Below are 20,583 nucleotides of genomic sequence, written 5' to 3'. Positions count from 1 at the left end.
CGGTCTGTGCGTCGTTCGTGTTATTCATCGTCCGCCTTCGTTTCGATGCGCCGCTCATGCGAGCGCTCATTTGAGCTGATACACGGGATCCATCAGGAGTGCCTGGAGATACGCCTGCGCACTGCTGCCCGCCGCGATGGCGTCGACGGGCGCGAGCGGCAACACCGCATGCTGCATCTGCAATTGCTGCGAGAGATCGGGCTTCTCGCTCGCCGTCAAACCATAACGCGCGAGCCAGCCGTCGAGATCGAAACGCATGCCGCCTTGCGCGCGCGGCGGCGCTTTCACGCTGCCATCGATCGGCGCGCTTGCGGGCAGGCTCGCGGCGGTCTTCGTCATCGAATTCGCCATGCGCGGACGCGCCGACTCGGTCGCGCGAAACAACTGCTCGACGAACTGCTTGCGCGCGAGCAGCGTCGTACTGTTGATCCATGCCGCGCCGCCAGGCCAGCCCTTCACGTTAGGCGGATAAAACAGTCTCTCGCCGAGCGCCGCCGACGCGCGTGCGAACGGCGCGGTCTCTCCATAGCTCACGTTGAAGCGTCGCACGGTGCCGACAACAAACTCCACCGGCGAGCTGACCAGCACGCCGCGATTGCGCTCGTCCCAGAACGCGGGTGCGAGCAGCAGCGTGCGCAACGCAGCGGAAATATCGTAATGACTGGCGCGAAAGCGCGCCGCCGCGTTGTCGAGCTGCGCGGCATCGGGCGTGTCGGAAATGAACTCGCGCCACAGTTTCGCCGTGACGAATTGCGCGGTCTGCGGCTCGCCCAACAGAATGTCGAGCATCGCGTCGCCGTCGAACGTGCCGCTGTGGCCGAGCACGGTCTTCACGCCGTCGTCGTGCTGCGCGGGCCGCCAGACGAAGCGCCCGGTGTCGGGATCGACGCCCCAGCCCGTGTAAGCGCGCGCCGCTTCGGCCACGTCCTGCTGCGTGTACTGCCCTTCGCCGAGCGTGAACAGCTCCATGACCTCACGCGCGAAATTCTCGTTCGGCTTGCCCTTGCGATTGCTCGCGCCGTCGAGATACAGCAGCATTGCCGGATCTTTCGCCACCTCGTGCAGCAGCGTCGCGAAACTGCCGAGTGCGTGGCGCCTCAGGAGCGAATTTTGCTGCGCCATCATCTGCGGCTCCGGCACCTTGTCCTGACCCGACGTGAAATGGTTGTGCCAGAACAGCGTCATGCGCTCCGTGAGCGGCGACGGCGTGACGAGCATCTCGCGCATCCACCACGCGCGCAGTTCGTCGTCGTGCTGGCCGCGCGTGCGTTGCGCGTCGCGGCGCTGATCGGGCGTCCAGGCGCGGCGTTCGGCGCGTGTCGGCAATGGCTCGGCGCACCAGGCGGGCAGCGGCGTGACGGCTTCGGTGCGGGCGCTCGCGAGCACGTGGTCGACCGCTTGTGCGCGCGTGAGGCCCACGTAAGGCGCGAGGTCGGCGCTGGCCGGCGCGAAGCCCGTGCGGATCAGCAGGTGCCGCGCGTCGTCGGCGTCGAGCAGTGCGGATTCGTCGGACGACGAAGTGGCTGAAGTGGCGGATAAAGCAACCGATGAAGCAGCCGATGTCGCCGCCGACGTGTGGCGATGCACGTGATGCGCCGGATTGGGCGTCGCTTCTGCGTTTGACTGCGCTGCTGCACGATGGGACCACGCGCCGAACATCGACGCTAACGACAGCGTGAAAAACGCGGCGCGCGGTGACGCGCTCGCGCTCGCATCGCTGGCCGCGCGGCGCGGCGGGAACACCGGCAAGAAGCTTTTCATGGCGCCCTGGATTCGAGTGGCGCGCGCGGCCGGGCTCTCGCCACCGCACACGCGTGCATCGGGTGAATGTACCGGCATAACGGATGGCGCGGGCGTGCTGTTGACCGCGCGGCGCGTTCAGGCGCAAGCCATTTTGAAACGGAATTTTTCAGGCCCGCGAGAAACATGCAATGCGACGTGCAGCAGCGACGTGCAGCAGCGACGTGCAACAGCGCGGAACCGACTAGATGGACCAGCGGACAAAAGCAGCGGGAAAACAGCGAATGACAGCAGACAGGACCAGCGAGATGGAACAGCAGACTGCGCCAGGCACGCCGCAACGGCTCGCGCCGCATGACGCGTCGCTGCGCTCAGCGCTTGTAGAGTTCGCGCACGGCGTCTTCGATGTGCTGGCGCAGCAGACGCCGCTCGTCGGGCGTCATGTGGCCATCGCGGCGGCGCTGGTCGAGGTCGGGAGGAACGGCGTTGCGTTGATTGATGTCCGAGGCGGGACGCGGGGGCATGTCGTTGCGCACCCGACGAACGGGCGGCCTGCCGCCGTAGCGCGCACCGGGACCGTCACCGAAGGGCTGGGCATGAGCCGGCGCCGCGTCCAATGCTGCCACGACGCCGCTGGCCAACGCCAGAGCAATCATGGTGTGGCGCATTGTCGGCCTGACCCCTCCCATCGTTTTTTTCCCTTCTTGACGCGGCAAACGGCTACCTCGATTGCATTGTTCGGACCCAGTTCAACACGGGCACTGGTTCAAAATCGAATGAAGTATCTACCGAATGGCCGCTCAACGTAAAGAAGTCTATCTGTCAGTGCTTGATGCCGTAGCACAGCACGGGTAAATTTTGTAACTGACTGTAACCCGATAATCGGTGCAATCTCGCACTGCAACCCAATCGCGCTAAGATGCCAGGCATGGAAACCAAGAACCCGTCCAAAATTCTCGTGGTCGACGACGACCCCCGACTGCGTGACCTGCTGCGCCGCTACCTCGGCGAGCAGGGCTTCAACGTCTACGTCGCGGAAAACGCCCCCGCCATGAACAAGCTGTGGGTGCGCGAACGCTTCGACCTGCTCGTGCTCGACCTGATGCTGCCGGGCGAAGACGGTCTGTCGATCTGCCGCCGTCTGCGCGGCAGCAACGACCGCACGCCCATCATCATGCTCACGGCCAAGGGCGAAGACGTGGACCGCATCGTCGGCCTCGAAATGGGCGCCGACGACTATCTGCCGAAGCCCTTCAATCCGCGCGAACTGGTCGCCCGGATTCACGCCGTGCTGCGCCGCCAGGCGCCGTCCGAACTGCCGGGCGCGCCGTCGGAAACCACCGAGGTGTTCGAGTTCGGCGAATTCGCGCTGAACCTCGCCACCCGCACGCTCACCAAGGCCGGCCAGGAAATTCCGCTTACCACGGGCGAATTCTCCGTGCTCAAGGTGTTCGCGCGTCATCCGCGTCAGCCGCTCTCGCGCGAAAAGCTCATGGAGCTCGCGCGCGGCCGCGAATACGAAGTGTTCGACCGCAGCCTCGACGTGCAGATCTCTCGTCTGCGCAAGCTCATCGAGCCCGATCCGGGCAGCCCGCGCTTCATCCAGACGGTCTGGGGCCTCGGCTACGTGTTCATTCCTGACGGCGCCGCCTGATCCCGGATGGATGGCGTCTCATTGCCTGCACGACTTCAGTTGACGGGAAGGGTTCATGCGGATTGACCGGCGTCTGCTGACGCTTGCGTTCGGCGACCTGTTCTGGCGCACCTTCCTGCTGATCGCGCTACTCATCGCGGTCAGTCTTGCGGCATGGTTCCAGAGCTTTCGCGTGATCGAGCGAGAGCCACGCGCCCAGCGCGTGGCGCTTGCGCTCGTCGCCGTGGTCAAGCTCACGCGTACCGCGCTCCTCTACTCCGATCCCGATCTGCGCCGCGCGCTGCTGCAGGATCTGGAGAGCAACGAGGGCGTGCGCGTGTACCCGCGCGAGACCACGGACAAATACAAGCTCCAGCCCGACGAGTCGCTCAATCGTCTGATCGAGCACGACATCCGCGGCCGTCTCGGCGACGACACGGTGATCGCCCAGTCGGTCAACGACATCCCGGGCGTGTGGATCAGCTTCAAGATCGACGACGACGACTACTGGGTCGCGCTCGACCGCGACCAGCTCGACAACGTCACCGGCCTGCAGTGGGTCGGATGGGGTATTTCCGCGCTCGCGCTATCGCTGTTCGGCGCGGCGTTCATCACGAGTCTCGTGAACCGTCCGTTCGCGCGGCTCGCGATGTCCGCGCGCATGGTCGGCTCCGGCCAGTCGCCCTCGACCTTGCCCGAAAGCGGCATGGGCGTGGCGGCGGAAACCAACCGCTCGTTCAACCAGATGGTGCGCGACCTCGAACAGCTGGAGGCCGACCGCGCGCTGATGCTCGCGGGCATCTCGCACGACCTGCGCACGCCGCTCGCGCGATTACGGCTGGAGACGGAGATGAGCCCGTCCGACCAGACGACGAAGGACGCCATGATCGACGACATCGAGCAGATGGACATGATCATCGGCCGCTTCCTCGACTATGCGCGGCCCGTGCAGCGCATGACCGAGCGCGTCGACCTTTCGGTGATCGCGAGCGAGATGGCCGCGCGCATGGCGACCGAGGACGGCGTGCGCCTGATCACGCGCCTCGCGCCCACGGCCGTCGTCGAAGCCGACGACACCGACATGCGCCGCGTGGTGGGCAATCTCATCGAGAATGCGCGCAAGTACGGCGCAAGCGAAACCGACGGCATTCCTCACATCATGCTGGAGACGCGCGTCTCGCACTCGCGCGTGGAGCTGTCGGTGGTCGACGAAGGCCCCGGCATTCCCGAGGATCAACTCGCGCTCGTGACACGGCCGTTCTATCGCGTCGACAGCGCCCGTACGCAGGCCAACGGCACCGGCCTCGGCATGGCCATCGTCCAGCGTCTCGTGAGCCGCTATCGCGGCGCGCTGCGTCTGCGCAACCGCGCGCCCGGCCCGGGCCTCGAAGTCACCATCGAGTTTCCGCTGGCCAAGGGCGCCTGAGCGCCCTCGCCTCACCTTCCACGGCTTTCGCCCGTTGATTTGCGTGTTGATTTGCGCCCCGCACGGGCGCGGATCAACGCGTGGATCAATGTTCGCCTCAACTGCGGCGCACGCTCGCGGCACGCGCCGCCTTCCCCTGCCACAATCTGTCGATGGGCCGCGCGCACCGTGCGCGCGTTCACGCATACGTCACAGGGGAGCAGCGACATGAAAACCGTCGGCGACAAACTCGAAGCCTTCACCGTCACGGCCGCGAAGCCCGGCTTCAATTTCCCTGAAGAAAACGGCGAATCCGCGTTTCAGGAAATCACCGAGCAAAGCTTCTCGGACAAGTGGAAGGTCATCTACTTCTACCCGAAGGATTTCACCGTGGTCTGCCCGACGGAGATCGTCGCGTTCGCGAAACTTCAGAAGGAATTCGAGGATCGCGAAACCGTGCTGCTCGGCGGCAGTTGCGACAACGAATACGTGAAGCTCGCGTGGCGGCGCGAGAACAAGGATCTCAACCGCCTGAACCACTATGCGTTCGGCGACGTGAAAGGCGAGCTGATCGATCAGCTTGGCATCCGCGACAAGGAAGCGGGCGTGGCGCTGCGCGCGACCTTTATCGTCGATCCCGACAACACGATCCAGTACGTGAGCGTGAACACGCTCAACGTCGGGCGCAGCGCCACCGAAGTGCTGCGCGTGCTCGACGCGCTGCAAACCGGCGAGCTGTGCCCGAGCGGTCGCGAGGTGGGCGGCGCGACGCTCTGAGCGGCGTCGTCGGATTCGCCCTGGGTGGTCTCCTGCACTGAATCAGGTGGGGCCGGCGGCCGCGCGCGCCGGCAGGCGTTCGCGGATCGCCCCGGCCAGCGGCTCTTTCCATTCGAGCACGCGCTTTTCGAGCAGGCGCCACGACAGATGCGCGAGCAGCACCGATAGCGCGAACTGCGCGCCGAGCGCCAGCATGTCCTGCGCGAACGGCGGCAGGCCGAGCCGCGTGTAAAGCGCGGGCGCGTCGCCCAGACGCGACGGCACGAGATTGTGAAACAGATAGAAGCCGTAGCTGATCGTGCCGAGGTACGCGAGCGGCTTCACTTCGAGCGCGGCCACGAGCACGCTGTCCTGCGCGCGCACGATCCACAGGAACACCGCGCCCAGCGACATCGACAACCCGATATCGAGCAGCCCCGGCAGCAGCGCGCGCTGGGTCGCCTCGCAGGTGTCGCAATCGGCGCGCGCGAACGCGAACACCGCGAGGCTCGCGAACGCCAGCACGAACCACGCGGCGCGCGGCACCGGACCGTCGATGTGCACGCGCTGGCCGCCGATCGCGAGCGCGCCGCCCAGTGCGAGCAGCGCGAAATTCCACGGCGAGAACGCATAGACCAGCGGCTCGATCGCGCCTGTCGCGTAGAGCGCCAGATGCGCGAGCGCCGCCGCCGCGATCATGCCGATGCAGATGCCCAGATGCCGCGACGCGCGCGTGAACAGCAGCGCGAACGGCGCGATCAGATAGAACTGCTGCTCGACCGCGAGACTCCAGAAATGCGACACCGTCCCGGGCCATCCATCGTGCACCACGCCGATCCAGAAATTAGACAGGAATGCGAAGTGCCAGGCGAGGCCCAGTTCGACACCGCGCTGATAGAACAAAGCGTGCGCGATGGTCAGCGCGATCAGCAGCAAGTAATAGACCGGAAAAATCCGCAGCGCGCGCTTCACGAAAAACACATAGAGCACGGCGTCGCGACGCGCGCCCTGTCCCTCGACGCGCAGCCGGTTGCGATGCAGCTCGCCGATGATCAGATAGCCGCTGATCAGAAAAAACAGCCACACGCCGATCTTGCCCGCGTCGATCGCATCGAGATGCGCCTTGTGCGAGAGGAACACCAGCATCACGGCCAGTGCCCGGAGACCGTCGAGGCCTTTCACGCGTCTTTCGAGTCCCGTCATTGCCCTTTCCGTTTCCGGTTACGCTTTCAGCATAAGGCGACAAAAACGAAAAGTAATCGGCAAGAAAAGCACGAGGCGATGATTGCAGGTGCAACCATCGCCTCGGATGCGGGGCAGGCACGCAGCCTGCTCACGCAGATGAACGCTTGCGCGGCACGGCGCTTGCGCAGCAGCGCGAGTCGTTCAGAAAAGCCCTTGTTTCAAGGGATAAAATGCACGCAAGCACGCAATCACGCGCGCGTGAGCAGCACCGCCGCTTGCGCCTCGATGCCTTCGCTGCGGCCGAGATAGCCGAGCTTCTCGTTGGTCTTCGCCTTCACGTTGACGCGGTCGAGCGGCAGCTTCAGATCTTCGGCGATGCACGCGCGCATGGCGTCGATATGCGGCGAAAGCTTGGGTGCCTGAGCGATCACCGTGCTGTCGACGTTGACGAGCGTGAAGCCCGCCTCTTCCACGCGACGCAGGCATTCGCGCAGCAGCACGCGGCTGTTCGCGCCGTAGAACTGCTTGTCGGTGTCGGGGAAATGGCGGCCGATGTCGCCGAGCGCGGCGGCGCCGAACAGCGCGTCGGTGATGGCGTGCAGCAGCACGTCGGCGTCCGAGTGGCCGAGCAGGCCACGGTCGTAAGGCACCGTCACGCCGCCGATCACGAGCGGGCGTCCCGGGACCAGTGCGTGCACGTCGTAGCCTTGTCCGATTCTGATATCCATGTGTATTTCCGTGTGGTGAGGCGCGGCGCGCGGTCAGGAGCCGGCGGGCCGGTTGCTGCTGTGACTGAGGATGGCTTCGGCGAGCGCGAAGTCTTCGGGGTACGTCACCTTGAAGTTGCGCAGGCTGCCCTGCACGAGACGCGGCGAATGGCCGAGCCATTCGATCGCGCTGGCTTCGTCGGTGAGATCGTGGCCGTCCTGCTGCGCGCGCTCGATGGCGGTGCGCAGCATGCCGATGCGGAACATCTGCGGCGTCTGCGCCTGCCAGAGTCCGTCGCGCGATTCGGTGCGCTCGATGCGCGGGCCGCCCGGCACGTGATGGGGCGCGACCCGCTTGAGCGTGTCGGCGACCGGCAGCGCCATGATGCCGCCGACCGGATCGTCCTTGAGCGCGTCGACGAGCGAGCGGATCAGCGCGGGCGTGATGCCGGGGCGCGCGGCGTCGTGCACGAGCACCCAGTCGTCGTCGGTGGCGCCGAACTCTTCGAGCGCGGCGAGGCCGTTGAAGACCGACGCCTGGCGCGAGGCCCCGCCGTTGCGGCGCACCGCGAAGCGCAGGCCGCTGAAGCGGCGCGCGTCGAAGTGGCTATCGTCGGGGGAAATCACGACCAGCGTCTGGGTGAATTCGGAGCAGGCATCGAAGGCGGCCAGCGTATAGTGCAGGAGTTCGCGTCCGGCGACCGTTCGATATTGTTTGGGCATGGCCGATCCCGAACGGCTGCCGGTTCCGGCGCAGGGGATCAAGGCAAAAAGGCGTGAGGTCACGGTGTCGCGAGCCGCATGAGTCAAAGTAAAGGACGGATTTTATAATAGGTCCTTTGCCCGCACGCCCATCGCCCGCAATCTGCACGCGCGCGACGCTCTGGCGGGCGCCCGGCAGCCCTTCGCAGACGACGCGCGGGCCGCGCCGGCGCCCGATGCGAAGCCGCCCGCAAGCGGCCCGCAGCGGGCCTCGGCGCGTGCGCGAACCTTACGCGAACGTTACGATTAACTGTCAACCCCGGATCGCATGCTCTCCGCCTCGCGCGCGCCCGCGGCTTTTTTCCTGAGCCCGGCCCGCATCGCGAAGCCAACCTGTTGCCTCTATGTCCGATATCGCCGCATCCTCGCAGTCACCGTCCACGTCCTCGTCACCGGTTGCCGTCGTCAAGCCGGGGCAGCGCTTCTCGTTCGACGGCACGCACGGTTCGTCCGACGCGTTGCTGATCGCCCGCTACCGCGAAGCCTCGCGCGCCGGCGCGCCGCTCCTCGCCGTGATCTGCGCGAGCGCCGTCGACGCCCAGCGGCTCGCGCAGGAAATCCCGTTCTTCGCGCCCGACGCGCGCGTGCGCCTGCTGCCCGACTGGGAAACCCTGCCCTACGACACGTTCTCGCCGCACCAGGATCTCGTCTCCGAGCGCCTCGCGACGCTGCACGATCTCGGCGAGGGACGTTGTGACATCCTGCTCGTGCCGGCCACGACGGCGCTCTACCGCATGCCGCCCGCCTCGTTCCTCGCGGCCTACACGTTCTCGTTCACGCAGGGCGAGCGCCTCGACGAAGCGAAGTTCAAGTCGCAACTGACGCTGGCGGGCTACGAGCACGTGAGCCAGGTCGTGCGGCCCGGCGAATATTGCGTGCGCGGCTCGCTGATCGACCTGTTCCCGATGGGCTCGCCGCTGCCTTACCGCATCGACCTGTTCGACGATCAGGTGGATTCGATCCGCGCGTTCGACCCGGACAGCCAGCGCAGCCTCTATCCGGTGAAGGAGGTGCGCCTGCTGCCGGGCCGCGAGTTTCCGTTCGACGAGGCCGCGCGCACCGCGTTTCGCAGCCGCTGGCGCGAGGTGTTCGAAGGCGACCCGAGCCGCGCGACGATCTACAAGGACATCGGCAACGGCGTGCCCTCGGCGGGCATCGAGTACTATCTGCCGCTCTTTTTCGAAGAGACGGCGACGCTGTTCCACTATCTGCCGTCGAACGCGCAACTGGTGTTTTCCGGCGATCTGGAAGCCTCGATCCGCCGCTTCACCGCCGACACGAAGCAGCGCCACAACTTCCTTTCGCACGATCGCGAGCGGCCGATTCTCGAACCGCAGCGCCTGTTTCTGAGCGACGAGGACTTCTTCACGCTCGCCAAACCGTTCGGCCGCCTCGTGCTGCCCGCCGCGAGCGCGGGCGGCTGGGCCGTGCCGCTGCCGACGCTGGCGATCGACCGTCACGCCGACGACCCGCTCGCGACGCTGCGCAGCTATCTCGACACCACGAAGAACCGCGTGATGTTCGCGGTGGAATCGGCGGGCCGCCGCGAAACCATCGCGCAACTGCTGGCCGACAACCATCTGCGCCCCACTTCCGCCGACAGCTACGCCGACTGGCTCGAAAGCGACGAGCGCTTCGTGCTCGGCGTCGCGCCGCTGTCGACCGGCTTCGCGCTGCCCGGCGAGGAACTCGCCGTCATCACCGAAACGGAGCTGTACGGCCCGCTCGCGCGCCGCGCGGGACGCCGCCGCCAGGAGCAGGCGAGCAACGTCGATTCGATGGTGCGCGACCTCTCCGAGCTGAAAGTGGGCGATCCGGTCGTGCACGCGCAGCACGGCATCGGCCGCTATCACGGCCTCGTGACGATGGACCTCGGCGAAGGCGACACCGAGTTCCTGCACCTCGAATACGCGAACGCTAGCAAGCTCTATGTGCCCGTGTCGCAACTGCACGTGATCTCGCGCTACAGCGGCGCCGACCCGGACAGCGCGCCGCTGCACGCGCTCGGCTCGGGCCAGTGGGAAAAGGCGCGCCGCAAGGCCGCACAGCAGATCCGCGACACCGCCGCCGAACTGCTCAACCTCTACGCGCGCCGCGCCGCGCGCGAAGGCCACGCGTTCGCGCTCGAACCGAAGGATTACGTGAAGTTCGCCGAAAGCTTCGGCTTCGAGGAAACGCCCGACCAGGCCGCCGCCATCGCGGCCGTGATCGGCGACATGACGAGCGGCAAGCCGATGGACCGCCTCGTCTGCGGCGACGTCGGTTTCGGCAAGACCGAAGTCGCGCTGCGCGCGGCCTTCATCGCGGTGATGGGCGGCAAGCAGGTGGCGATCCTCTCGCCCACGACGCTGCTCGCCGAACAGCACACGCAAACCTTCACCGACCGCTTCTCCGAGTGGCCCGTGCGCATCGCCGAACTCTCGCGTTTCAAGAGCGCGAAGGAAGTGACGGGCGCGATCCAGCAGATCAACGACGGCAGCGTCGATATCGTGATCGGCACGCACAAGCTGCTGTCGTCGGACGTGCAGTTCAAGCGGCTCGGGCTCGTCATCATCGACGAGGAACACCGTTTCGGCGTGCGCCAGAAAGAAGCGCTCAAGGCGCTGCGCGCCGAAGTGGACGTGCTCACGCTCACCGCCACGCCGATCCCGCGTACGCTCGGCATGGCGCTGGAAGGCTTGCGCGACTTCTCGGTGATCGCGACCGCGCCGCAAAAGCGCCTCGCGATCAAGACCTTCGTGCGCCGCGAGGAAGACAGCGTGATTCGCGAGGCGATGCTGCGCGAACTCAAGCGCGGCGGTCAGGTGTACTTCCTGCACAACGAGGTCGAGACCATCGAGAACCGCCGCGCGATGCTCGAAGCGCTGGTGCCCGAGGCGCGCATCGCCGTGGCGCACGGCCAGATGCATGAACGCGAACTCGAAACCGTGATGCGCGATTTCGTGGGACAGCGCGCGAACGTGCTGCTCTGTACCACCATCATCGAGACCGGCATCGACGTGCCGACCGCGAACACGATCCTGATCCACCGCTCCGACAAATTCGGCCTCGCGCAGCTGCACCAGTTGCGCGGCCGCGTCGGGCGCTCGCATCACCAGGCCTACGCGTATCTGCTCGTGCACGATCCGCAAGGCCTCACGAAGCAGGCGCAGCGCCGCCTCGAAGCGATCCAGCAGATGGAGGAACTCGGCTCGGGCTTCTATCTGGCGATGCACGATCTGGAGATTCGCGGCACGGGCGAAGTGCTTGGCGATAAACAATCGGGCGAGATTCAGGAGATCGGTTTCCAGCTGTACACCGACATGCTCAACGACGCCGTGAAGGCGCTCAAGGACGGCCGCGAGCCCGATCTCAACGCGCCGCTCGCGGCGACCACCGAGATCAATCTGCACGCGCCCGCGATCCTGCCCGCCGATTATTGCGGCGACGTGCAGGAGCGTCTGTCGCTCTACAAGCGCCTCGCGAACTGCGAGCACGACGATTCGATCGACGGCATTCAGGAGGAGTTGATCGACCGCTTCGGCAAGATGCCGGCGCAGGCGCACGCGCTGATCGAGACGCATCGCCTGCGTCTCGCCGCCAAGCCGCTCGGCATCACGAAGATCGATGCGGGCGAAGCGGTGATCGGCCTGCAATTCGTGCCGAATCCGCCCGTGGACGCGATGCGCATCATCGAGATGGTGCAGAAGCACAAGCACGTGAAGCTCGCGGGCCAGGACAAGCTGCGCATCGAAACGCGCAGCCCCGACCTCGCGGTGCGCGTGGCCACGGTGAAGGAAACCTTGCGCGCGCTCGGCGCGCCCGCGCGGGCTTGAGGGCCGCGCTCTACGCGTCACGCCTCACGCCGAATGCGTGAGGCCGGCTCCGCGCCCGCGCATTCGCCGCGCGGGCACGGGTGCCGGGCCGCATGTTGCGTCGCGCCAATCCGGGGCGTCCGCTGCCCGGCTCTTTAGCTTGCGGGATTCTTTTTGGGTAAGATGGAATCCACAAGCAAGCTGGAGTCCACCATGACCATCGCCGCTGAATCAGCGCAGTCTTCCCCGTCGTCCGCAGCCTCGTCCGCCGATCTTCCCGCCTCGCTTCCCTGGGTCACCCGCCTCGTGTCGATGGACACGGTCAGCCGCCATCCGAATCTCGGCCTGATCGAAACCGTGCGCGACGACCTGCGCGCGCGCGGCATCGAATCGACGCTCACCTACGGCCGCGACGGCAAATGGGCGAACCTGTTCGCCACGCTGCCCGCGCACGACGGCTCGACGAACGGCGGCATCGTGCTGTCCGGCCACACCGACGTGGTGCCCGTCGACGGCCAGAAGTGGGACAGCGATCCGTTCAAGCCCGAGATTCGCGACGGCCTGCTCTACGGGCGCGGCACCTGCGACATGAAAGGCTTTATCGGCGCGGCGCTTTCGCTCGTGCCCGAAATCCAGCAGACGAAGCTCGCCAGGCCGCTGCACCTCGCGCTCTCGTTCGACGAGGAAGTGGGCTGCGTGGGCGCGCCGCTGATGATCGAGGAACTCGTCAAGCGCGGCGTGAAGCCCGAAGGCTGCATCGTCGGCGAACCGACCAGCATGCGGCCGATCGTGGCGCACAAGGGCATCAACGCGTATCAGTGCTGCGTGCGCGGTCACGCGGCGCATTCGTCGCTGACGCCGCGCGGCCTCAACGCGATCGAGTACGCGGCGCGCCTGATCTGCTATATCCGCGATATGGCCGACGCGTTCCGCGCCAACGGTCCGTTCGACGAACTCTACGACGTGCCCTTCACGACCGCGCAAACCAGCACGATCGAAGGCGGCAACGCCATCAACACGGTGCCCGCCGAATGCCGCTTCGCGTTCGAGTTCCGCAATCTGCCGACGCTCGACCCCGACGCGATCTTCGCGCGCATCGAGCAATACGCGCGCGAAACGCTGGTGCCGAAAATGCAGCGCGAGCATCCGGCGGGCGCGATCGAGTTCATGAAAATCGCCGCCGCGCCCGGTCTCGACGACACCGAGCAGGCCGCCGTCACGCAGCTCGTGCGCGCGCTCACCGCCGACCAGTCTCGCCGCAAGGTCGCCTACGGCACCGAAGCGGGCCTGTTCGCGCGCGCGGGCATTCCGAGCGTGGTGTGCGGTCCCGGCGACATCGAGCAGGCGCACAAGCCCAACGAATACGTCTCGCTCGCGCAGCTTTCGGCATGCGAAGGTTTCCTGCGCAAGCTCGTGCGCGGCCTCTCCGTCGACGCCCAGGTCCAGTAAAGCCGCGTCGCTGACGCAAGAGACGACCCCATGTCCACCGGCACGCCGCTGCGCACCGACCGAACGATCGACGGCGAAGCCATTCCCTCGCTCGACGACATCGCCTCGCAGCACTTCGCGCTCACGCCGTGGGTGCTGCGTACGCCGGTGTTCGACCGCCACGATCTGCCCGCGCTCGACGGCACCTTCGTCAACTTCAAGTTCGAACTGTTGCAGGCAAGCGGCAGCTTCAAGGTGCGCGGCGCGTTCACGCATCTGCTCGCGCTCGACGCCGCGCAACGCAGCGCGGGCGTGACCTGCGTGTCGGGCGGCAATCATGCGATCGCCGTGGCCTACGCGGCGAAGCGCCTCGGTATCAGCGCGAAGGTCGTGCTGTTTCGCACCGCGAGCGAGGCGCGTGTGGAGCAGTGCCGCGATCTCGGCGCGGAAATCGTGCGTGCGAACGACAGCAGCGAAGCGTTCGACATCGTGCGCCGCGTGGAAGCCGAGGAAGGCCGCTATTTCGTGCATCCGTTCAACGGATTTCGCACCGTGCTCGGCACCGCGACGCTCGGCTACGAATGGGCGACGCAAGCGCCCGACCTCGACGCCGTGATCGTGCCGATCGGCGGCGGCGGACTCGCGGCGGGCGTCGCCACGGCGCTGCGGCTCGCCAATCCGCGCGTGCGCGTGTACGGCGTGGAGCCCGAAGGCGCCGACGTCATGAGCCGCAGCTTCGCCGCCAATCACACGGTGCGCCTGACGCACATGCATTCGATCGCCGATTCGCTGATGTCGCCGCACACGGAGGAATACAGCTACACGCTGTGCCGACGTCATCTCGAACGTATCGTGACCGTCTCCGACGACGCGTTGCGCGCCACCATGCGCCAGATCTTCGACACCTTGAAGCTGGCCGTCGAACCGGCCTGCGCGACCGCGCTCGCGGGCCTCTACGGCCCGTTGCGCGAGACGCTGCAAGGCAAGCGCGTGGGCGTCCTGCTGTGCGGGACCAACACCGATCCGCAGCGCTTTCACGAGCAGATCGCGCTCGCGCGCTGAACGCGCCAGCCGAAAAACGCAGCCGGGCACGCTGCGTGCATTACCGCATGGCCCGTAACGCCCGCAAGCAGCCGAACGTCAGGAACTGTCAAATTGCTACCGCATCGCGGGGCCGTTCGCTATCATTGCGCCATTGTGTCGTTATGTCCCCAGGCCTGCTGTGCCGCCCTGTCCAGAGGAGAGCCCGCTCATGAGCATGATTCAGGAATTCAAGGAATTCGCCGTCAAAGGCAACGTGATGGATCTCGCGGTCGGCGTGATCATCGGCGGTGCGTTTTCCAGCATCGTTAATTCGGTCGTGAAAGACCTCATCATGCCGGTGATCGGCGTCGTCACGGGCGGCCTCGATTTCTCGAACATGTTCGTGCGCCTCGGGCATATTCCCGAGACCTTCAAGGGCAATCCCGATTCGTACAAGGATCTGCAAACCGCGGGCGTGGCCGTGTTCGGTTACGGCTCGTTCATCACGGTGCTGATCAACTTCATCATTCTGGCGTTCATCATCTTTCTGATGGTGAAGTTCATCAACAAGCTGCGCCAGCCGGACCCCGCCGCCGCGCCGGCCGAGCCGCCGCCCACGCCGGAAGACGTGCTGCTGCTGCGCGAGATCCGCGATTCGCTGAAGAATACGCCGCGCTGAACGCGCGCCGCTGCGTGCCCCGGCATGCCGCAAAAACCCGCGTCGCCGTCAGGGCACGCGGGTTTTTTGCTTTTAGGCGCCGCTGTCCGCCCGATCCGCGCTGGTCGCACGATGCGCGACAGCCTCCTCGATCAGCCGTTCGAGCTGCTCGAAGTTGACCGGCTTGGTCAGATGCGCGGTAAAGCCCGCGTCGAGGCTGCGGCGCACGTCGTCGTCGGTGCCGAAGCCCGTGAGCGCGATAGCGGGCGCCGCCGATTCCTTGCGGAACGCGCGGATGAAGTCGATGCCCGAGCCGTCCGGCAAACCGATGTCGCTGACCACCAGATCGAAGCGCCGCGCGGCCGTGAGCGCGAGCGCGCCGGCCACGCTGACCGCCACCGCCACGTCGTGACCGAGCGCGCGGATCAGTTGCGACATGACCTCGGCCGTGTCCTCGTGATCCTCGATCAGCAGGATGTCCAGCGCGCCCGCATGATACGCGCCGCCACGCTCCGCCTGCCGCGCCGCGCCCTCGCCCGGCGCCGCCGTGGGCAGCACGATCGTGAAGGTCGCGCCGCAATGCGTGCCGGGACTCTTCGCGCTGACCGTGCCGCCATGCGCCTCGGTCAGCGCCTTCGTGACCGCGAGCCCGAGGCCGAGGCCGCCGAACTGCCGCGTCATGTTGTGGCTGCCCTGCTCGAACGCGTGAAAGAGTTTGCCGATCTGCTCGGGCGCGATGCCGATGCCGGTGTCCTCCACCTCGATCACCACGTGCATGCGCTCGTCGCGCGTACGCACGAAAATGTGCCCGCCGTCCGACGTGAACTTCGCCGCGTTGCGCACCAGATTCCAGAGCATCTGCTGCATGCGCGCGCGGTCGCCGCTCACGTAATGATGCTGCGCGCGCAAGTCCACGTGCACGTCCTGCTGCTTGATCTGGATTTCGCTGTGAAAGAGATCGAGCACGGCATCGATCACTTCGTGCACATCGACGACGTCGAGCGCGAGACTCAGCTTGCCGTTCGCGACGCGCGTGAGATCGAGCAGATCGTCGATCAGGCGCGCTTCGAGTTCGATGTTGCGGCGGATCATTAGCACACCCGTGCGCGCGGCCTCGGGCAAGCCGGGAATCTGTTCGAGCAGACGCGTGCCGGCGAGCACCGGCGTGAGCGGCGTGCGTAGTTCGTGCGACAGCATCGCGAGAAAGCGGTCTTTCGCGCGATTGGCTTCTTCGGCCGCCTGGCGCGCCGCCTGCTCGGAGGCGAGCAACTGGTCGCGCTCCTCGTTGTACTCGCGCTGCGCGTGGATGTCCGTGCAACTGCCGAACCACTTGTTGATGCCGCCGCGCGGATCGCGCATCGCCACGATGCGCGTGTCGAACCAGCGATACGCGCCATCGTGGCGGCGTATGCGCAATTCGTGCCGGAATTCGCTGTTGTCGCTGCGGATCGCCTTGAGCCACGACGCGCTGATGGCCTCGCGGTCGTCGGGATGCACGGCGTCGAGCCACGCGAGCGCATGCGAGGCATTGGCGTCGAGGCCCGTGTAATCGCACCACTGCTTCGAGAGGAAATCGCAATCGCCCCTCGCGTCGCAGGTGAACACGAGGTGCGGCAATGCTTCGGATAGCGAACGATAATGCGCCTCGCGGTCGCGCAGCAGCAGCGCCTGATCGGAATCGCGCTGCAGGGTCACTTGCGAGAGCACGCGCGCGACGGCTTCGGGCAGATAGTCGAGATAGTCGCCCGACTTCGGCACCACGTCGGAGACGCCCGCGCGCAAGGCCGCGATCACACGCGATTCGTCGGTGAATCCGGTGACGAGGATGGCCGGCACGCGTACGTCGTCGGCGCGCAGACGGCGGAAAAAGTCGAGGCCGGTTTCCGCGCCGTCGAGTTGATAGTCGAGCACGAGCACGTCGGGCGTGCGCGCCGCGAGCACGTCACGCGCATCGACGACACTCGTACAGGTATCGACGCGCGCGCCCGCACGCACCAGCGATTTGCGCGCGAGGCGCAGAATGCCTTCGTCGTCGTCGACGACGAGCACATGCGCGCCTGCCAACAGCGTTGCTTCTTCGTTCATGCGCGTCGCGGTCCTCGGAACAGGCTCCAGCTTGTCATTCCCCCAACCCTCATCAGGCGCGTGAAAAGCGATGCCCCGGCGGCAGCTTCACGACTTGCAGAAAAAATCCGAGCCGGCGCACCGCTTCGATGAACGCGTCGTATTCGACCGGCTTCGTGATATAGACGTTGCAGCCCAGCTCGTAGCAGCGCTCGATCTCGCGCGGATCGTCAGTGGTCGTGAGCACGATCACGGGCACGGTCGCCGTGGACGGATCGGCCTTCAAACGCCGCAGCACCTCGAAGCCGTCGACGCGCGGCATGCGCAGATCGAGCAGCACGACGAAATTCGCCAGCGCCTCGCGTGACGGATAGCGCGCCGTCGCGAGCGACGTGCCGCCCGGCGTCTCGCCGCCTGGTGCGCCGAAAAAATAATCGAGCGCTTCCTGGCCGTCGCAAAAGCGCAGGAAGTCGTTCGACACCCCCGAGCGGCGCAGGTTGCGCTCGACCAGCGTGGCGTGGCCGTCGTCGTCTTCGATCAGCACGATGCTCACGCGCTCGCCCGGCAGCGCCACACGCTGCGCGCGCGACGGGCGCGGTTCGTGCGCGGCGGGTTCCATCGATGCGGGCTTTGACGCGGGATCCGCCTCGGGATGTGCCGGCGGATGGATAGCCGAATGCATCGCCGGATGGACCGTTGAATTTGCCGATACCGCCGGCTCCGTTGACGCGACGTCCGGCCGGACGCCCGCCTGCGCCTGCGCGCCTTCCCCCGCCTGCTCCCCGCGTGTCATCCCGCTCTCCACCGTTTTCTGATGCGTTATCGATTGATTGCGCGCTGTTCGCGTGCTGTTTTTCGGCTCGGATGTGACTGCGTGCCGGACTGTTCATGCCTGCCGCATTGGCGCATCGGGCAGCGCGACGAAGAAGGTCGAGCCCGCGCCTTCCGTCGACTCCACCCACAAGCGCCCGCCGTGGCGTTCGGCGATGCGGCGCGCGAGCGCGAGCCCGGTGCCCTGACCCGCCGATTCGCCACCGTGCAGACGCTGAAAAGCGCGAAACAGCTTCGGCAAATACGCCGCCGGAATGCCGATGCCATTGTCGCGCACATAATAAGTCCGCGTATGTCCGCCGGACATGCGCGACGCATCGCGCGCGTTTTCCGCTGCGCTTTCTGCTGCGTTTTCCGCCGATTTTTCCAGCGGTTTTTCGGCTGCACTGTCGACACTCGCGAACGCGTCGAGCGCACCGATTTCCAGTTGCCCCGGCCGCGCCGGATCGAGATGGCGCAAGGCGTTGTCGATCAGGTTGCCGAAGATTTCCTCGAGCGCAGCCGGATCGCCCCACGCGGGCGGCAGGTCGAGCACGTCGATCTGCGCGCGCTGCGTGAGCCCGGCCGCGAGCCCCGCGAGCGCGCGCTCGACGATGCGCGCCACGTTCACGCGCTGCCAGCGGTATTCGAGGCGCCCCGCGCGCGACATGCGCAGCAGCGCGTCGATGATCGCCGCCGCGCGCGCGACCGCCTGGCGCAGGAATTGCAGCGATTCGTCCACGTCGCCGTCGAGCACTTCGACCATGCGCGCGTGCTCGCTTTCGGGCAGCCCCGCCGCATCGATGCGCGTGCGCAGTTCCTCGCACGACACCTGCAACTCCTTCGAAAAACCCTGCAGATTGACGAGCGGCGAGCGCAGATCATGCGAGACGCTGTAGATGAACATCTCGGTGTCCTGACTCTCCTGGCGCAGATTGTCGTTGGCCGTCGCGAGATCGGCGGCGCGCGCCTGCAACTGGAGCTTGAGCGCGGCCTGCTCGCGATCGGCCGCGCGCAGACGGCGGCTGGTCTGATTGAGCACCGTGTCGAGCGCGGCGATTTCGTCGTCGCCCGCGAGCGGCTGCGCGAGCGGCGCGCCCACGCTGAGCCGCTCCACGTTCGCGCCGAGCGCCGCGAGCCGCTTGCCGACGTTGCGCGCGAACGCCCACGCCGTCGCGCCCCAGATCAGCATCGAGCCGACCACGGCGACGATCAGCGCATCCTGCTGGCGCTCGCGCGTCTCGCGCAGCGATGCGCTGCGCGCTTCGTCGAGGCGGCTTTCGTCGGCGATAAAGGCGGCCAGTTCGCTGCGCACCGCGTCGATCTCGGGCGGCATGCCGTCGCCGGCCGCGCGCACCATCGTCTCGGCGCGGCCTTCGCGCAAGGCGTCGGCGACCTCGGCGCAGCGCGCGCGCCACGCCCGCGCGTGGGCGCGGATGCGCTCGACGCGCGCGTGCTGTTGCGGGTTGTCGTTGACCATGTGCGCGAGCAGCGAGACGCGATCGGAGAATTCGGTCCAGACGGCGCGGCGGTCGATGAACGAGGCATCTTCGAGCACGATCGCGGTGCGCACGCGCGCGGCTTCGCGCAGCAGCGGATCGAGGAGACTGGTGGCTTGCCAGAGAATCTGCTTGCTGTTGTCGGCGCTGCGCGCGGCCTGCGCGGTCTTGCCTTGCGTGTCGAACACGACGCCGAGCAGCGCCAGTTCGATGGCGCTGGGAATCGCGATCAGCAGAAGCCCCTTGGCGAAGAGTTTCATGACGGTCTGGTCCGGTGGCGGTCTGGGCGAGATGCCTTCTGATTAACCGCGGGCGCCAGAGCCAGAACATTATCGGCGTGAAATTAAGAGATGACAACGTGTGTGGCAGCACGCACGACGCGATGAGAAAAGCCCGAGATTTCCCGAGAAATCGCCACACCGCGCACGCATGCAGGTCTATTATTGAGACCGGAGACGAGCAAAAGTAAGCGAAGGAGCGCCGGGATACCTACATGAGCGCGACGTGAGGTCCGGCATGGCGATTGCCTGTGACAGGTCGGCATGCTACGAAGGATCGACGTGCGGCGCACCAATCCGGGAGTGGTCGCATGGGAACGCTGCGTGTTTTGCAATCCACCTTTTTCAGGCGAATTTTTATGTCCTTCCCGAAAAAGCGAAAACGCGTCAAGTTGGATGGCGACGAGTCGTTTCTCGCCGTACTGAACCACTTCAAACCGTTCGGTCAACTCGACACCAAGATCGCGCGTGCGCGCGCCCAGGACGAGCCGGTGCTCTATGCACACGTGCTGCCGGGGCTCGACGTGCTGCTCTGTTGCGTGCGCGGCGCGCAGCCGCCCTATCCCGCCACGAGCGAATTGCGCAGGCGCTGCATCGAATCCATCGCGCATGCGCTCGAGCAGCCGATCGAGGGACTGGAAAACGGCGGCTACTGGTATGAGGCCGACGGTTTCGGGTTCCTGATTTTCGCGAGCCGTGCGCGCGCCCGCATCCTGCCCGAGTTCGGCGGGACGCAACCCGGCGCGGCTTCGCGGCGCGCGACGCGCCGTCAGGACGCGCCCGGCGATCCGGCGCCGCGTCAGTTGCGCTGAGTTCCACCCGAAAAAAACGCCCGGCATTC

The 20,583-nt window shown here is 66.4% G+C and carries 16 protein-coding genes; 8 read left to right on the top strand and 8 right to left on the bottom strand.

Features of this window, described 5'->3' with window-relative positions; translation table 11 throughout:
* Window positions 1-66: 66 nt before the first annotated feature.
* Window positions 67-1,761 carry a DUF1800 domain-containing protein gene (locus tag LDO54_RS05435; RefSeq protein WP_224007564.1) on the bottom strand — a complete coding sequence of 565 codons (1,695 nt, stop codon included), beginning with the start codon at window positions 1,759-1,761 and terminating at the stop codon, window positions 67-69.
* Between the two features lie 350 nt (window positions 1,762-2,111).
* Complete coding sequence (locus tag LDO54_RS05430; RefSeq protein WP_224007562.1) at window positions 2,112-2,396, bottom strand: hypothetical protein; 285 nt, start codon at window positions 2,394-2,396, stop codon at window positions 2,112-2,114.
* A gap of 263 nt (window positions 2,397-2,659) precedes the next feature.
* On the opposite strand from LDO54_RS05430, the gene ompR reads away from it, so the two are divergent.
* The 3 genes from ompR to LDO54_RS05415 all read left to right on the top strand — a co-directional run bounded on the left by ompR (window position 2,660) and on the right by LDO54_RS05415 (window position 5,555).
* Complete coding sequence (ompR, locus tag LDO54_RS05425; RefSeq protein ID WP_027814652.1) at window positions 2,660-3,394, top strand: osmolarity response regulator transcription factor OmpR; 735 nt, start codon at window positions 2,660-2,662, stop codon at window positions 3,392-3,394.
* A 55-nt stretch (window positions 3,395-3,449) separates the two neighbouring features.
* Complete coding sequence (locus tag LDO54_RS05420) at window positions 3,450-4,799, top strand: ATP-binding protein (protein WP_224007559.1); 1,350 nt, start codon at window positions 3,450-3,452, stop codon at window positions 4,797-4,799.
* Between the two features lie 207 nt (window positions 4,800-5,006).
* Window positions 5,007-5,555, top strand: a complete 549-nt coding sequence (locus tag LDO54_RS05415; RefSeq protein WP_224007556.1) for a peroxiredoxin — start codon at window positions 5,007-5,009, stop codon at window positions 5,553-5,555.
* A 42-nt stretch (window positions 5,556-5,597) separates the two neighbouring features.
* On the opposite strand, the gene LDO54_RS05410 is transcribed toward LDO54_RS05415, so the two are convergent.
* The 3 genes from LDO54_RS05410 to ispD all read right to left on the bottom strand — a co-directional run bounded on the left by LDO54_RS05410 (window position 5,598) and on the right by ispD (window position 8,212).
* The gene (locus LDO54_RS05410) at window positions 5,598-6,737 is read right to left on the bottom strand and encodes an acyltransferase family protein (protein ID WP_224007553.1); all 1,140 of its coding nucleotides are present in this window, start codon (window positions 6,735-6,737) and stop codon (window positions 5,598-5,600) included.
* Window positions 6,738-6,967: 230 nt separating this feature from the next.
* Window positions 6,968-7,447: a 2-C-methyl-D-erythritol 2,4-cyclodiphosphate synthase gene (gene ispF, locus LDO54_RS05405; protein WP_224007536.1), complete on the bottom strand. Its 480-nt coding sequence runs from the start codon at window positions 7,445-7,447 to the stop codon at window positions 6,968-6,970.
* A gap of 33 nt (window positions 7,448-7,480) precedes the next feature.
* Window positions 7,481-8,212, bottom strand: a complete 732-nt coding sequence (ispD, locus tag LDO54_RS05400) for a 2-C-methyl-D-erythritol 4-phosphate cytidylyltransferase (RefSeq protein WP_224007533.1) — start codon at window positions 8,210-8,212, stop codon at window positions 7,481-7,483.
* A gap of 320 nt (window positions 8,213-8,532) precedes the next feature.
* Between ispD and mfd the strand changes: the two genes are divergently transcribed.
* The 4 genes from mfd (at window position 8,533) to mscL (ending at window position 15,112) form a co-directional block, all read left to right on the top strand.
* Window positions 8,533-12,003 (top strand): transcription-repair coupling factor, encoded by a 3,471-nt coding sequence (gene mfd, locus LDO54_RS05395; RefSeq protein WP_224007530.1) that lies wholly within the window; start codon window positions 8,533-8,535, stop codon window positions 12,001-12,003.
* Window positions 12,004-12,195: 192 nt separating this feature from the next.
* Window positions 12,196-13,431 (top strand): acetylornithine deacetylase, encoded by a 1,236-nt coding sequence (argE, locus tag LDO54_RS05390; RefSeq protein ID WP_224007527.1) that lies wholly within the window; start codon window positions 12,196-12,198, stop codon window positions 13,429-13,431.
* A gap of 30 nt (window positions 13,432-13,461) precedes the next feature.
* Complete coding sequence (locus LDO54_RS05385) at window positions 13,462-14,472, top strand: threonine/serine dehydratase (protein ID WP_224007524.1); 1,011 nt, start codon at window positions 13,462-13,464, stop codon at window positions 14,470-14,472.
* 190 nt (window positions 14,473-14,662) lie between these two features.
* On the top strand, window positions 14,663-15,112 hold the full coding sequence (mscL, locus tag LDO54_RS05380; RefSeq protein ID WP_224007522.1) for a large conductance mechanosensitive channel protein MscL: 450 nt from the start codon (window positions 14,663-14,665) through the stop codon (window positions 15,110-15,112).
* 72 nt (window positions 15,113-15,184) lie between these two features.
* On the opposite strand, the gene LDO54_RS05375 is transcribed toward mscL, so the two are convergent.
* From LDO54_RS05375 to LDO54_RS05365, 3 genes are all read right to left on the bottom strand, one after another.
* A complete protein-coding gene (locus LDO54_RS05375) occupies window positions 15,185-17,176 on the bottom strand; it encodes a hybrid sensor histidine kinase/response regulator (RefSeq protein ID WP_224007519.1) in 1,992 nt (663 codons plus the stop codon).
* Between the two features lie 52 nt (window positions 17,177-17,228).
* A complete protein-coding gene (locus LDO54_RS05370) occupies window positions 17,229-17,774 on the bottom strand; it encodes a response regulator (protein ID WP_224007516.1) in 546 nt (181 codons plus the stop codon).
* 267 nt (window positions 17,775-18,041) lie between these two features.
* Window positions 18,042-19,724, bottom strand: coding sequence for a sensor histidine kinase (locus tag LDO54_RS05365; protein ID WP_224007513.1), 1,683 nt, complete (start codon window positions 19,722-19,724; stop codon window positions 18,042-18,044).
* A 329-nt stretch (window positions 19,725-20,053) separates the two neighbouring features.
* Here LDO54_RS05365 and LDO54_RS05360 point away from each other — a divergent pair, with 329 nt between their 5' ends.
* Entirely contained in the window at window positions 20,054-20,554 is a 501-nt protein-coding gene (locus LDO54_RS05360; RefSeq protein ID WP_224007510.1) for a hypothetical protein, read from the top strand.
* The last annotated feature ends 29 nt before the right edge of the window (window positions 20,555-20,583 follow it).

Source organism: Paraburkholderia tropica, from assembly GCF_914484835.1.
Lineage (GTDB): Bacteria > Pseudomonadota > Gammaproteobacteria > Burkholderiales > Burkholderiaceae > Paraburkholderia > Paraburkholderia tropica_A.
Note: the sequence above shows the minus strand (reverse complement) of the source record. Positions and strands in the feature narration are given on the sequence as shown.

Excerpts from the sequence above, each read along its gene's own strand:
- LDO54_RS05435 (WP_224007564.1), bottom strand. The coding sequence starts at position 1,761 with ATGAAAAGCTTCTTGCCGGTGTTCCCGCCGCGCCGCGCGGCCAGCGAT.
- LDO54_RS05430 (WP_224007562.1), bottom strand. The coding sequence starts at position 2,396 with ATGATTGCTCTGGCGTTGGCCAGCGGCGTCGTGGCAGCATTGGACGCG.
- ompR (WP_027814652.1), top strand. The coding sequence starts at position 2,660 with ATGCCAGGCATGGAAACCAAGAACCCGTCCAAAATTCTCGTGGTCGAC.
- LDO54_RS05420 (WP_224007559.1), top strand. The coding sequence starts at position 3,450 with ATGCGGATTGACCGGCGTCTGCTGACGCTTGCGTTCGGCGACCTGTTC.
- LDO54_RS05415 (WP_224007556.1), top strand. The coding sequence starts at position 5,007 with ATGAAAACCGTCGGCGACAAACTCGAAGCCTTCACCGTCACGGCCGCG.
- LDO54_RS05410 (WP_224007553.1), bottom strand. The coding sequence starts at position 6,737 with ATGACGGGACTCGAAAGACGCGTGAAAGGCCTCGACGGTCTCCGGGCA.
- ispF (WP_224007536.1), bottom strand. The coding sequence starts at position 7,447 with ATGGATATCAGAATCGGACAAGGCTACGACGTGCACGCACTGGTCCCG.
- mfd (WP_224007530.1), top strand. The coding sequence starts at position 8,533 with ATGTCCGATATCGCCGCATCCTCGCAGTCACCGTCCACGTCCTCGTCA.
- argE (WP_224007527.1), top strand. The coding sequence starts at position 12,196 with ATGACCATCGCCGCTGAATCAGCGCAGTCTTCCCCGTCGTCCGCAGCC.
- LDO54_RS05385 (WP_224007524.1), top strand. The coding sequence starts at position 13,462 with ATGTCCACCGGCACGCCGCTGCGCACCGACCGAACGATCGACGGCGAA.
- mscL (WP_224007522.1), top strand. The coding sequence starts at position 14,663 with ATGAGCATGATTCAGGAATTCAAGGAATTCGCCGTCAAAGGCAACGTG.
- LDO54_RS05375 (WP_224007519.1), bottom strand. The coding sequence starts at position 17,176 with ATGAACGAAGAAGCAACGCTGTTGGCAGGCGCGCATGTGCTCGTCGTC.
- LDO54_RS05370 (WP_224007516.1), bottom strand. The coding sequence starts at position 17,774 with ATGGAACCCGCCGCGCACGAACCGCGCCCGTCGCGCGCGCAGCGTGTG.
- LDO54_RS05365 (WP_224007513.1), bottom strand. The coding sequence starts at position 19,724 with ATGAAACTCTTCGCCAAGGGGCTTCTGCTGATCGCGATTCCCAGCGCC.
- LDO54_RS05360 (WP_224007510.1), top strand. The coding sequence starts at position 20,054 with ATGGGAACGCTGCGTGTTTTGCAATCCACCTTTTTCAGGCGAATTTTT.